This window comes from Aquabacter sp. (assembly GCF_965279295.1).
In the GTDB taxonomy this organism is placed as follows: Bacteria; Pseudomonadota; Alphaproteobacteria; order Rhizobiales; family Xanthobacteraceae; genus Aquabacter.
This window is the reverse complement of record NZ_CBDIHQ010000007.1, coordinates 1-12,467: the sequence shown is the minus strand read 5'-3', so window position 1 is coordinate 12,467 and position 12,467 is coordinate 1. Positions and strand designations below refer to the sequence as shown.

Below are 12,467 nucleotides of genomic sequence, written 5' to 3'. Positions count from 1 at the left end.
ATGCTCTACGATATCCGCCAGACCACCACCTATACCTACGGCGTCCCGGTGCGTGCGGCGCGGCAGGTGTTGCGCCTGACGCCGGTGGATCGCGGCGCCCACCAGCATGTCATCGCCCACATGCTGGACACCAAGCCGGAGCCGACAGACATCGAGCACGGCCAGGATTTTTTCGGCAATCCGGTCTGCTACGTCACCATCGACACCCCCCATAAGGTGCTCGACATCACCATGAAGGCACGCATCGAGGTTCACGACGTGCCGCTGCCCGACCCACTGGAGACGCCGATCATCGATCTGGTGCGGGCGGAAGCGTTCAATTCGTTCGACCTCAGCCCTGCCTCGCCGGTGCACGCGCTGTTTCCGACCCGCCATATCCCCATCGACCCCGCCATCACCGACTGGACGGCGGAAAGCTGCCCCGCGGACCGGCCGATCCTGGTGGCAGGGCTGGAACTGATGCACCGGATCAACAAGGCCTTCACCTACCTGCCGGGCTCGACCGACGTGCGGACCCTGCCTTCGGAGGCGTTCGCCGCCAAGAAAGGCGTGTGCCAGGACTTCGCCCAGGTGATGATCGCCGGGCTGCGCGGCATGGGCCTGCCGGCGCGCTATGTCTCGGGCTATCTGCGCACCGTGCCCCCGCCGGGCCAGGCGCGTCTCGCGGGGGCGGATGCCACCCACGCTTGGGCCGAAGTGTGGTGCGGGGCGGATTTCGGCTGGATCGGCCTCGACCCGACCAACGCCATCCCCGCTGGGGAGGACCACATCATCCTCGCCATCGGGCGCGACTATGCCGACGTGTCGCCGGTGGACGGGGTGATCCTCGCCTCGGGCCAGCATCGGCTCGCGGTGGGCGTCGATGTCATCCCCGTGGAGCGCCCCCAGGCGGACGCGCCGGCCTCCTGAGGCGCAGCGTCAGCGGCCCTTGCCCATCACAGCGTCCGGCAGGCCGGTGGCGATCTGCGGAAACAGGCAGAGCAGGATCACCGCCATCAGCATCAGCAGCACGAACGGCACTGTGCCCCAGATCACGTCCTTCAGCGGGATGTCGGGGGCGATGTTCTTGATGACGAATATGTTGAGGCCGACGGGCGGATGGATCAGCCCCATCTCCATGACGATGGTCATGACGATGCCGAACCAGATCAGGTCGAACCCCGCGGAGCGGAGCGGCGGTAGGATGATCGGCGCGGTCATCAGGATGATGGAGACCGGCGGCAGGAAGAAGCCGAGCACCACCACCAGCAGCAAAATGGTGGCCAGCAGAAGCCATTTCGAGAGCTGCAGCGCCACGATCGCCTGCGCCGCCGCCTGGCTGATGTGCAGATAGCTCATCACATAGGAATAGAGCAGCGACATGCCGATGATCAGCATCAACATGGTGGCTTCGCGGATCGTCGAGGTGAGGATCGGCGCGAGGTCGCGCGGCGTCCACACCTGGTAGATCGTCGCCACCAGCACCAAAGCGAGGATGCCGCCGAGGCCCGCCGTCTCAGACGGGGTGGAGTAGCCGCCATAGAGCGCGATCATCACGCCGGTGAGCAGCACCACGAAGGGCAGCACCCGCGGCAGCACCGCGAAGCGGTCCCGCATGGTGATGTTTTCTTCGATCAGCAGCGCCGAGGACGCGCCGCCGGCTGCATAAACCGCCTTGGCGCGGGCGAATTCCTGGCGGAATCGGATCACCGCATAGCTGGAGAACAGCACCACCAGCAGCAGGCCCGGCCCGAGCCCGGCGAGGAACAGGCGCCCGAGCGACTGTTCCGCCGCCACCGCATAGAGGATCATCGTAATGGAGGGCGGCAGCAGGATGCCGAGCGTGCCGCCCGCCGCGATGATGCCAGCGGCGAACGAGCCGGAATAGCCGCGCCGGCGCATTTCCGGGATGCCGGCGGAGCCGATGGCCGAGCAGGTGGCGGGCGAGGACCCGGCCATCGCCGCGAACAGGGCGCAGGCGAACACGTTGGCGATGCCGAGCCCGCCGGGAATGCGGTGCATCCAGGCATGGAGCGCGGAATACAGGTCCGCGCCGGCCCGCGACTTGCCGATGGCCGCGCCCTTGAGGATGAACAGCGGGATCGACATGAGGGTGATGGAAGCCATCTCCTCATAGACGTTCTGCGTCACCGTATCGAGCGAGGCGGACGGCATGAAGCTGAACATGAACACCACCGCCACCGCTCCGAGGGCGAAAGCGATGGGGATGCCCAGGAACATGGTGAAGAGCGTTGCCGCCCCATACATCAGCCCGACGGCAAGGGTGCTCATGCGCGCCGCCCTCCCGTCAGAGCGGTCAGGATCTGCAGCAGGATCTGCAACGAGAGCAGCGTCATGCCGAGGGTCATCACCCCATAGGGGATGAACATGGGCGGCGCCCAGGTGGAGGAGGAGACATGCCCGTCCACCCACGCCTCCTCCAGCAGCACGAAGGATTTCCAGGCGAAGAAGGCGCAGAAGGCGAAGCTAGCCACATCCACCAGGAACAGCCGCACCGCGTTGACGCGCGGCGGCAGAAGCGCGGACAGCGCCTCGATCGCCACATGGCCGCGCCGGCTCTGCACATAGGCGGCGGTCATGAAGGTCGCTCCCACCAGCAGGAACATGGCGGCCTCGTCCTGCCAATAGGTGGGCGCGTGGAAGAAGAAGCGCACCGCGACGCTGTAGGAGAGGATCGCGCTGGCCGCCACCAGCGCCAGCGAGGCAACGACCAGGATGACCCCGTTGAGCAGGGTCAGAGCCCGGTGCAGCACCGCAACCGCGGGATGGGCGGGCGGCGCGAAGGCGGCCGGCCCCGCCTCGGCCCCGTGGCTCACGCCTGGACCTCCTCGGCGAGCTTCAGCAGCTTCGCGGAGAGCGGCGTCTTTGCGGCGTAATCCTTCCAGGCGGTGTCGCGGGCGATCGGCTTCCACTGGTCGATGACCTGGGTGGAGAGATCGTTGATCTGCGCTCCGGCCTTCTTGAACACCTCAATCACATGCAGATCGTCATCCTGCGCACCCTTGAGGCCGAACGGCTCCATCTCGGCGCCGACCGTGGAAAGCAATTCCTGCTGTGCTTTCGGCAAGGCGTCATAGATGCTCTTGGACATGAGCAGGGGCTCGAGCATGAACCAGTAGGATTTGCCGCGACCGGCCGCGAGGTTCTTGGACAATTCCTCAAGCCGGAACGAAATCAGGCTGGTGGAGGACGTGATGCCGGCATCGCAGGCGCCGGTCTGCATGGCGACGTAAAGCTCGTTGGAGGGCAGGTTCAGAACGGCCGCGCCCGCCGCCTGGAGCATCAGGTCCATCTCGCGCGATCCGCCGCGCACCTTCATGCCCTTGGCATCCGCCGGGGTGAGCAGCGGCTTGTCGCGGCTCGCCGCCCCGCCCGCCTGCCAGACCCAGGTGAGGATCTTGACGCCCTTGCCTTCAAGATAGGTGGTGAATTCCTTGCCGACCGGCTGGTTCTTCCAGGCAAGCCCCTGAGCATAGGAGGAGACCAGGCACGGCATCAGCCCGATGTTGCATTCGGGGGCTTCGCCGCCGGCATAGGAGATCGGGTAGAGCGAGAGGTCGAGCGCGCCTTTGCGCAGCGCGGAGAATTGCGCATTGGTCTTCATCAGCGAGGAGCCGGGATAGACCTCGAACTTCACCTCGCCGTTGGACCGCTTCTCCACCTCGGCGGCGAACTTGCGCACCAGACGGTCGCGGAAGTCGCCTTCATCCCCGTTCGAGGAGGGAAACTGGTGGGAAATCTTGAGCGTGGTGGCCGCTCTCGCGGTTCCGGTGAGCTTGATGAGGGCGGGCGCGGCGAGCGCCCCGGCAAGCACAGTGCGACGGGTGATCAACATGGCGTCATCCTCCCTTGGGCCGCGAGCGGCCCTGTGGCATTTCCTGTCCCTATGTCCCGTTCCGGTTGATCCGGCGGGTTTATATTCACCCTCCAACGTCGGCGGTTTGGCGCCCGGCTTTGACGTTGGGAGCCCACCGGTTGGCGCCGGTGGGCGGATACTCATGCAACGCTACGATAGATATCCTTGTAGGTCTCGCGCAGAACGTTCTTCTGCACCTTGCCCATGGTGTTGCGCGGCAGTTCGTCCACAAAGAACACGCGCTTGGGGAGCTTGAAGCGGGCGAGGCGCTTTTCCAATTCCTCGTGCACTTCGGCCTCGGTCAGGACGGCGCCCTTGGCCTTGACGATCACCGCGGTGACGCCTTCGCCGAAATCCTTGTGAGGCACGCCGATGACGGCGCTTTCCACCACGCCGGGCAGCGCGTCGATCTCGCCTTCCACTTCCTTCGGGTAGACGTTGAACCCGCCGGTGATGACAAGATCCTTGCCGCGCCCGACGATCTGGACATAGCCGCGCTCGTCGATCTTGCCGAGGTCACCGGTGATGAAGAAGCCATCGTGGAATTCCGAGGCGGTCTTCTCCGGCATCTGCCAATAGCCCTTGAACACATTGGGGCCGCGCACCTCGATGCTGCCGATCTCGTTCTGCTCCAGAACCTTGCCGCTCTCCGGGTCGGTGATGCGCACGTCGATGCCGGGCAGCGGGAAGCCCACGGTGCCGGCGCGGCGGTCCCCGTCATAGGGGTTCGACGTGTTCATGCCGGTTTCGGTCATGCCGTAGCGTTCGAGGATCGCCTGCCCGGTGCGCTCCTGGAACGCGCGGTGGGTTTCAGCCAGCAGCGGCGCGGAGCCGGACACGAACAGGCGCATGTGCGCCGTCGCCTCGCGAGTCAGCCCCGGCTGGTCGAGCATGCGGGTGTAGAAGGTGGGCACGCCCATGAGGCTGGTGGCCTTGGGCATCAGCGACAGGGCTTCCTTGGCGTCGAACTTCGGGCAGAAGATCATCCGCGCGCCGGCCAGCAGAATGATGTTGGTGGCGACGAACAGGCCGTGGGTGTGGAAGATCGGCAAGGCGTGGATCAGCACGTCGTCCTTGGTGAACCGCCAATAGTCGCGCAGCGTACGGGAATTGGAGAGCAGGTTCTCGTGGGACAGCATGGCGCCCTTGGCGCGGCCGGTGGTGCCTGACGTGTAGAGAATGCCGCCGAGATCATCCGGCCCGCGCGCCACATCCTCGAACGACTGGGGGAAATCCGCCGCAGCAACGGTCAGCGTGCCGACGCCGTCGGCGCCCAGCGTCTCGACACAGGGGACACCGAGGGACGCTGCGAGCGCGCGCACGTCGTCCTCGATTTCCGGCCGGCAGACCAGCACGGTCGGCTTCGCGTCCGAGAGGAAATATTCCAGTTCAGGCAAGGTATAGGCGGTGTTGAGCGGCAGATAGACCGCGCCCGCGCGCACCGAGGCGAGATAGAGCACCAAGGCGGCCCAGGTTTTCTCCACCTGCACGGCCACCCGGTCACCGGGCTTTACGCCGCGCGCCACCAGGAGGTTCGCGAGCCGGCCGGACTGGGCGAGGGCATCGCCATAGGTTTCCTGCCCGCCATCGGGGTGGAACACCAGCGGCGTGTCGAGCGTGGGAATGGCGGCCCGGAAGGCCGCGAACAAATGGTTCGTGGAGGTCATTGCGTTGATACCAAAGCGCGCGAGGCGTTCTCCCCGCGCAGGAGTTTCTTCACCGCCTGGCTTGCCACCACGTCGCCCTTCACGGCGAAGGTCTCGTGGTTCTTCTCAATATCGGCCAGCACGTAGCGATAATTGACCATCAGGCCAGCGGCCTGGGCGACGCCCTTGGACGAGAGATCGCCCATGGGATTGATGCGCTCAAGGCGCGCACCGTTGCCCAGGTGGAAGCGTGCCACCGGGTCGAGCGGGCGTCCCCTGGAGGATTTCGCCACCAGGAAGAAATAGGCCGCGAGGGCGCAGATGACCGGGGTGAGTTCCGCCTTCGCCTCGGCTGTCTGGGCCCATTCCGGCGTATCCATGTGCCGCAGCGCGTGCCGGTCGGCGGCATTCAGCACGGCGGATGTCTCGTTCGCCCGTTCGGCATCCAGCCACGCCCGGAAGGCGGGGACGGGGGAGAGCGTGACGAAGGTGGTGAGCGAGGGAATCTCGCGGGAAATCTCTTCCACCACCTGTTTGATCAGGAAATGGCCGAACGAGACGCCCGCCAGCCCACGCTGGCAGTTGGAGATGGAATAGAAAACAGCTGTGTTTGCGGTGCCCGGATCGATCTGGGTACGCGACTGATCGAGGATCGGCGCGATGGCGCTTGCCGTCTCCTTCATCAGCGCCACTTCGACGAAGATTAGCGGCTCGTCCACCAGAGCGGGGTGGAAAAAGGCGTAGCAGCGGCGGTCGGGCGAATCCACGCGGGCGCGCAGGTCGTTCCAGTCCTTGATCTCGTGCACCGCCTCGTAGCGGATGATCTTTTCCAGCACGTTGGCGGGTGTCGACCAGTCGATCCGCCGCAGCACGAGGAAGCCGCGGTTGAACCAGGACGAGAACAGGTGGCCGAAGTCGCGGTCCACCGGCGCCAGATCCTTGCGCCGCGCCATGGCATCCATCAAATCCTCGCGCATGCGCACCAGGCTGAAGGTGGCACCGGCGGCGAGGTTGAAGCGGCGGAACAGCTCCTGGCGGCGCGGTTCGCTGGCGCCGTGCAGTTCGGAGATTGCGGCTTCCGACGGATTCTTGGCATAGGCGGCGATGGCCTTGTCCAGGCGCGGCAGGTCGGGACCGAAGGTCTCCAGCAGAGCCTCGAAGAAGGCGATGCGCTCGCCGGTCTTCATGCGGGAATAGCGGTCAAGAATATCGGTGGCCAACGCCACGCCGGACGCTTCGCCGCGCCCCGAGAGCAGGTCGTCGCAACGGTCCACCAGCGTTGCCGCCTTGGTGGCGCCGTTGACCCGGCTGTTGCGGTCCAGCAGCGCCCGTCCGCGCTCCGCGATGGTGGTGAGCAGATCACCGAAAAAGCTGGAATTGGAAGTCATGCGTGCCGCTCCGCCCGATGTATCCAGCCCCCATGGGACAGGGGCGCGCGCCGCATTGCAAGACGACCTTCGTGCAAGACGGACGACCTTCGTGCAAAATGCAGGCGCCAAAGCGATAATCTGGACAGCGCGTCCGCATGCGATGTGCGTTCCCTTGAACCGGGCGCCATGAAGCGTCCGACGCCGGCAAAAGTCAATCATCATGTATGCAAGATTGTAATGCATGCATTTTTCAGCGTGTTATCGTTGTTCCCGGAGGAACATGCATGCGTGGCGAGGCGACCCCGCGCCTGAGGGAGGCGCTGGAAGACGACATCGTGTCCGGCCGCCTGCGGCCCGGTCAGCGTCTGGATGAGGTGGGCCTCGCCGAGCGTTTCGAGATGTCGCGCACGCCGATCCGCGAGGCGCTGATCCAGCTTGCCTCCTCCGGCCTTGTGGAGATCCGCCCGCGCCGGGGGGCGTTCGTGACGCTGCTCGGGCCGCGCGCGCTGATCGAATCCTTCGAGCTGATGGCGGAAATCGAGGCCGCCTGCGGTCGCCTCGCGGTGCGGCGCATGACCGGCGAGCACCGCGCTGCTCTGGAAGGCGCCCATGCCGCCTGCGCCGCGGCGGTGCGGGCGGGGGACCGCGCGGCTTATTACCCCGCCAATGCGGTGTTTCACCAGACGATCTATGCCGCCACCGCCAACCGCGTGCTGGCGGAGGAGGCCCGCCGCCTGCAATTGCGCCTCCAGCCCTATCGCCGCCTCCAGCTTGGCGCACCGCGCCGGGTGGAGGCTTCGTTCGCCGAGCACGAGGCGATCCTCGCCGCCGTCCTGGCAGGGGATGCTGATGCGGCTTCGGAGCATCTGCGCGCCCATGTGCTGGTGCAGGGCGAACGCTTCATCTCCCTGCTCGCCGCGCTCCAAGAGCAGGCGGACGAGACGTGAGGCGACTCAAGCCCCGCTGAAGAAATCCACCAGCAGCTTGATGTTGAGCGAGATGATCAGCAGCCCGGCCAGCGCCGCCAGCACACTCTGCCAGCGCGGCGCGACGAAGATGCCCATCTTGCGCTTGTCGGCGGTGAACATCACCAGCGGCACGATGGCGAACGGCAATTGCAGCGAAAGCACCACCTGGCTGAGGATCAGCAGCGACGAGGCGCCGCTCTCGCCATAGGAGATGGTGATGACCGCCGCCGGCACGATGGCGATGCCCCGCGTGATCAGCCGCCGCAGCCAGGGCTGGAGGCGGATGTGCAGGAAGCCCTCCATCACCGCCTGTCCGGCGATGGTGGCTGTCACCGTGGAACTGAGGCCGCAGCACAAAAGCGCCACCGCGAACAGCATGGGGGCCAGCGAACCGCCCAGCAGCGGGTTAAGCAGCTCGTGCGCCTTGCCGAGATCGTCGATCTGCTGCCCGCCGCCATGGAAGGCGGAGGCCGCCAGGATCAGGATCGAGGCGTTGATGGTCAGTGCGAACATCAGGGCGAAGGTGGAATCCCAGGTGGCATAGCGGATCGCCTGCCGGATGCCGCTCTCCGTCTGGTCGTGCCGGCGGGTCTGCACGATGGCCGAATGCAGGTAGAGATTATGCGGCATCACCGTCGCGCCAAGAATGCCGAGCGCGAGATACAGCATGTCCGGGTTGGTGACGATCTCTGTGGTCGGCGCGAAGCCGCGGATCACATCGCCCCAATTGGGGTCGGCCATCGCGATCTGGACCGCGAAGCAACTGGCGATGACCAGCAGAAGTCCGACGATCAGCGCCTCCACGAACCGGAAGCCGAGCTTCTGAAGCCAGAGGATCAGGAACACGTCCAGTGCCGTGATGATGACGCCGATCTCAAGCGGGATGCCGAACAGCAGGTTGAGGCCGATGGCGGTGCCGATCACCTCCGCGAGGTCGGTGGCGCAGATCGCGGCTTCCGCCAGCCCCCACAGCACGAAGGCGACAGGCTTGGGGAAGCTGTCGCGGCACGCCTGGGCGAGATCGCGCCCGGTGGCGACGCCGAGCCGCGAGCACAGCGCCTGGAGCAGGATGGCGATCAGGTTGGACAGCAGCGCGACGGTGAGCAGCGCGTAACCGAACCGCGAGCCGCCGGCGAGCGAGGTCGCCCAATTGCCGGGGTCCATATAGCCGGTGGCGACCAGATAGCCCGGCCCCATGAAGGCGAACAGCCGGGCGAAGCCGCGCTTGTTGCCGACCTCCACGGTGCCGTGGACATCCGCCAAAGATGGATCGCCGCGCTCGCGCCGCCACCCCTTGGCACTTGCTCCCGTCACCTGATCCAGCATGGCACACTCTGAAAATAAGAATTAATCGCAATAAAGATGCGTTGGTTCCCTTACCTTGTCAACGCAATTGCGAACGATTTGCAAATTCCTTCCACGCGGGTCTTCCCCTGCGTTCCCAGGGAAAACTCCTGGCCGACGCTTGCCGGGCGGCGGCGCTGCCCCCAAAGTCCGGCAAAACGAAACGGGAGGAGCGCGCCATGTCTTCGGTAGCGTCATCGGCAGCGGGAACGGACGTCTACGATTATGTGGTCGTGGGTGCGGGCTCGGCGGGGTGCGTGCTCGCCAACCGCCTGTCGGCCGATCCCAATGTGCGGGTCGCGGTGATCGAGGCGGGCGGCAAGGACAATTGGATCTGGTTTCACATCCCGGTCGGCTATCTCTTCGCCATCGGCAATCCGCGCGCCGACTGGTGCTTCAAGACCGAGCCCGAGCCCGGCCTCAACGGGCGCAGCCTGTCCTATCCGCGAGGCAAGACCATCGGCGGCTCGTCCGCGATCAATGCCATGGTCTATATGCGCGGGCAGGCGGCAGATTATGACCATTGGCGCCAGCTCGGCCTGTCCGGCTGGGGTTGGGACGATGTGCTCCCGCTGTTCAAGAAACACGAGGATCATTTCCTCGGGCCCAATGCCAGCCACGGCACAGGCGGGGAATGGCATGTGGAATTCCCGCGCATAACCTGGCCGCTGCTCGATGCGGTGCGCCGCGCGGCAGCGGAAGGCGGCATCCGCCCGATCGATGATTTCAACACCGGCGACAACGAGGGAAGCTGCTATTTCCATGTAAACCAGAAGCGCGGCCTGCGCTGGAGCGCGGCCCGCGGCTTCCTCAAGCCGGTGCTCCATCGCCGCAACCTCGATCTCATCACCGCCGGCCATGTGGAGAAGGTGACGTTCGACGGCCGACGCGCCACCGGCGTGCGCCTGCGCACACAGGGCGGCACCCGCACGCTCACGGCGCGCCGTGAGGTGGTGCTGGCGGCGGGTTCGCTCGGATCGCCCCAGCTTCTCATGCTTTCCGGCGTCGGGCCGGGTGAGCATCTCGCCGCCCATGGCATCGACATGGTGCTGGATAAGCCCGGCGTCGGCGCGAACCTTCAGGACCACCTGCAATTGCGGACCATCTTCAAGGTGCGGGGCATCGGCACGCTGAACGAACGTTACCACTCGCTGTTCGGCCGCGCCGGCATGGGCCTGGAATATGCCTTCCTGCGCAAGGGCCCTCTCACCATGGCGCCGTCCCAGCTCGGCATCTTCACCCGCTCCGGCCCGGACAAGGACCGGGCGGATCTGGGAATTCCATGTCCAGCCGCTCTCTCTGGACAAGTTCGGTGATCCGCTTCACCGCTTCCCGGCCTTCACCATGAGCGTGTGCAACCTGCGGCCCACCTCACGCGGCACGATCCGCCTGAAAAGCGCGGACGCCGCCGCGCCCCCGGAAATTCGGCTCAATTATCTCTCCACCGACGAGGACGTGCGGGTCGCCGCCGCATCGATCCAGGTGGCGCGCCGCATCGTCTCTCAGCCGGCTTTGGCGCCCTATGCCCCAGACGAAATGCTGCCCGGCCCCACGGTCGCCAACGACGATCAGGAGGCCCTCGCTCGCGCGGCAGGCCAGCTCGGCACCACCATTTTCCACCCCGTGGGCACGGCGCGGATGGGTCTTCCCTCCGACCCCATGGCGGTGGTCGATGCGCGCCTGAAGGTGATCGGCCTCGAAGGCCTGCGGGTGGTGGATGCCTCCGTCATGCCCACCATCGTCTCGGGCAACACCAACTCGCCCACCATCATGATCGGCGAGAAGGGTGCGGCCATGATTTTGGAGGATGCGCGCGGCTGAGAACCGCCCCCGCCGGCCGCGTGAAGATTGCGGCGAACTTTTATCCGCCGCGCCGGTTGTCCCTCCGACACGCCCCTAACAGGAGGAACACATGAGTATATTTGGACGGATCATGTCTGCCATTTTCGGCCAGAGCGCGAACGCCGCGCCGCCGCCCGGCGGCACCTCCGGCGGTGCGGCTCCGCCCGTGGCGGGCGCAACCACTGCGCCGACCACAGCCGGTGCTTCGCCGAGCGCGACCGCCACCGGCCAGCAGGTGGATGTCGGCGCCGTGCTCAACAAGCTCGCGCAGGAGAACAAGGAGAAGCTCGATTGGCAGCACTCCATCGTCGACCTGATGAAGCTGCTGAACATCGATTCCTCGCTCGCCGCCCGCAAGGAACTGGCGCAGGAACTCCAATATGACGGCGACACCGGCGACAGCGCGAGCATGAACATCTGGCTGCACAAACAGGTCATCGCCAAGCTCGCCCAGAACGGCGGCAAGCTGCCCGCCGAATTGCAGCACTGATAGAGGCTGCGGTTGCTCTACATGGCGAAACCGCTCTCTCCACCCGCGCGGTCTAACCCTCCCCCCTTGAGGGGGGAGGGCAGGGTGGGGGGTATGCCTCCACTTGGTTCGGCGGCGGTGGTTCTGGCGACGCCATACCCCCCACCCCAAACCCTCCCCCTCGAGGGGGGAGGCAGGCAGCGAACGGGCAGGGCAGAGCCGGCCCAAATGAGAGCGGGCCGCAGACGAGGCCGCCTCAGGGCTCAGACGTCCAACACCAAGTCGCTCTCCGGCACTGCCTGGCAGGTGAGGCATTCTCCGTCCTCAAGCTCCGCTGGTCCCCCGACGTGGCGGACCGAGCCGGTAATCACCCCCACCGCGCAGCTTTCGCATTGGCCGACCCGGCAGCCGCTTGGCACCGTGACGCCGTGGTTCTCCGCGAAGGCCATCAGGCAGCCCTCCAGCGGTGTCCAGGTGAAGGTGCGGCCGGAGCGCGCGAATCTGACGGCGTGGGATGCTGCGCCGTCGAACGCGGGCTGAGGCGGGGAGACGAACCGCTCGCGGAAAATCTCGAACGGTGGGACGCCGCGCGCAATCAGGGCGGCCGCCGTCTCGTCCATCATGGCATCGCCCGCGCACATATAGAACCGCGCCCGCCGCCGGATCAGATCATCCGAAATCAGCGCCGCCGCGAACCGCCGCCCCGGCCCGTGCGGATCGCCCGCGCTCGGCCGGCTGTAATGGGTGAGAAGGCTGACATTGGGCAGGCAGCCGGCGAGCTCGGCGAGGCGCTCCGCGAAGGCGTGGCTCGCGCCATCACGGCAGCCATAGTGCAGCACGATTTCCGGCTCATCAGGTGCGCCCGCGAGGGTTTCCAGCAGCGAGAGAAACGGCGTGATGCCCACCCCGCCCGCGATCAAAACAATGGGAAACTCATTGCGCGACGGCAGCACGAAACTTCCCGCCGGCGCC

At 66.1% G+C, this 12,467-nt stretch carries 10 protein-coding genes and 1 pseudogene; 4 read left to right on the top strand and 7 right to left on the bottom strand.

Annotation, left to right across the window (positions count from 1 at the left end):
- Nucleotides 1–909, top strand: a complete 909-nt coding sequence (locus ADADO0_RS02045; protein WP_511303420.1) for a transglutaminase family protein — start codon at nt 1–3, stop codon at nt 907–909.
- A gap of 9 nt (nt 910–918) precedes the next feature.
- On the opposite strand, the gene ADADO0_RS02040 is transcribed toward ADADO0_RS02045, so the two are convergent.
- From ADADO0_RS02040 to ADADO0_RS02020, 5 genes are all read right to left on the bottom strand, one after another.
- Nucleotides 919–2,271 (bottom strand): TRAP transporter large permease, encoded by a 1,353-nt coding sequence (locus ADADO0_RS02040; RefSeq protein WP_511303419.1) that lies wholly within the window; start codon nt 2,269–2,271, stop codon nt 919–921.
- A complete protein-coding gene (locus ADADO0_RS02035) occupies nt 2,268–2,816 on the bottom strand; it encodes a TRAP transporter small permease (RefSeq protein ID WP_511303418.1) in 549 nt (182 codons plus the stop codon). Before ADADO0_RS02035 ends, ADADO0_RS02040 begins: the two co-directional genes overlap by 4 nt.
- Nucleotides 2,813–3,832: a TRAP transporter substrate-binding protein DctP gene (gene dctP / locus ADADO0_RS02030; RefSeq protein ID WP_511303513.1), complete on the bottom strand. Its 1,020-nt coding sequence runs from the start codon at nt 3,830–3,832 to the stop codon at nt 2,813–2,815. The genes ADADO0_RS02035 and dctP overlap by 4 nt, the downstream gene beginning before the upstream one ends.
- A 164-nt stretch (nt 3,833–3,996) precedes the next feature.
- A complete protein-coding gene (locus tag ADADO0_RS02025; protein WP_511303417.1) occupies nt 3,997–5,523 on the bottom strand; it encodes a malonate--CoA ligase in 1,527 nt (508 codons plus the stop codon).
- Nucleotides 5,520–6,890 carry a malonyl-CoA decarboxylase gene (locus ADADO0_RS02020; protein WP_511303416.1) on the bottom strand — a complete coding sequence of 457 codons (1,371 nt, stop codon included), beginning with the start codon at nt 6,888–6,890 and terminating at the stop codon, nt 5,520–5,522. The genes ADADO0_RS02025 and ADADO0_RS02020 overlap by 4 nt, the downstream gene beginning before the upstream one ends.
- 266 nt (nt 6,891–7,156) lie before the next feature.
- Between ADADO0_RS02020 and ADADO0_RS02015 the strand changes: the two genes are divergently transcribed.
- Nucleotides 7,157–7,819, top strand: coding sequence for a GntR family transcriptional regulator (locus ADADO0_RS02015; protein ID WP_511303415.1), 663 nt, complete (start codon nt 7,157–7,159; stop codon nt 7,817–7,819).
- A 6-nt stretch (nt 7,820–7,825) separates the two neighbouring features.
- On the opposite strand, the gene ADADO0_RS02010 is transcribed toward ADADO0_RS02015, so the two are convergent.
- The gene (locus tag ADADO0_RS02010; protein ID WP_511303414.1) at nt 7,826–9,166 is read right to left on the bottom strand and encodes an Nramp family divalent metal transporter; all 1,341 of its coding nucleotides are present in this window, start codon (nt 9,164–9,166) and stop codon (nt 7,826–7,828) included.
- A 197-nt stretch (nt 9,167–9,363) separates the two neighbouring features.
- Between ADADO0_RS02010 and ADADO0_RS02005 the strand changes: the two are divergent.
- Nucleotides 9,364–11,005, top strand: a pseudogene (locus tag ADADO0_RS02005) (GMC family oxidoreductase).
- Nucleotides 11,006–11,096: 91 nt separating this feature from the next.
- Entirely contained in the window at nt 11,097–11,516 is a 420-nt protein-coding gene (locus ADADO0_RS02000; protein ID WP_511303413.1) for a DUF3597 domain-containing protein, read from the top strand.
- 242 nt (nt 11,517–11,758) lie between these two features.
- Here ADADO0_RS02000 and ADADO0_RS01995 read toward each other — a convergent pair.
- On the bottom strand, nt 11,759–12,467 hold a 709-nt coding region (locus ADADO0_RS01995; protein ID WP_511303412.1), incomplete at its 5' end, for a flavin reductase family protein.

Coding starts and splice junctions, on each gene's coding strand:
- ADADO0_RS02045 (WP_511303420.1), top strand. CDS start 1: ATGCTCTACGATATCCGCCAGACCACCACCTATACCTACGGCGTCCCG.
- ADADO0_RS02040 (WP_511303419.1), bottom strand. CDS start 2,271: ATGAGCACCCTTGCCGTCGGGCTGATGTATGGGGCGGCAACGCTCTTC.
- ADADO0_RS02025 (WP_511303417.1), bottom strand. CDS start 5,523: ATGACCTCCACGAACCATTTGTTCGCGGCCTTCCGGGCCGCCATTCCC.
- ADADO0_RS02020 (WP_511303416.1), bottom strand. CDS start 6,890: ATGACTTCCAATTCCAGCTTTTTCGGTGATCTGCTCACCACCATCGCG.
- ADADO0_RS02015 (WP_511303415.1), top strand. CDS start 7,157: ATGCGTGGCGAGGCGACCCCGCGCCTGAGGGAGGCGCTGGAAGACGAC.
- ADADO0_RS02010 (WP_511303414.1), bottom strand. CDS start 9,166: ATGCTGGATCAGGTGACGGGAGCAAGTGCCAAGGGGTGGCGGCGCGAG.
- ADADO0_RS02000 (WP_511303413.1), top strand. CDS start 11,097: ATGAGTATATTTGGACGGATCATGTCTGCCATTTTCGGCCAGAGCGCG.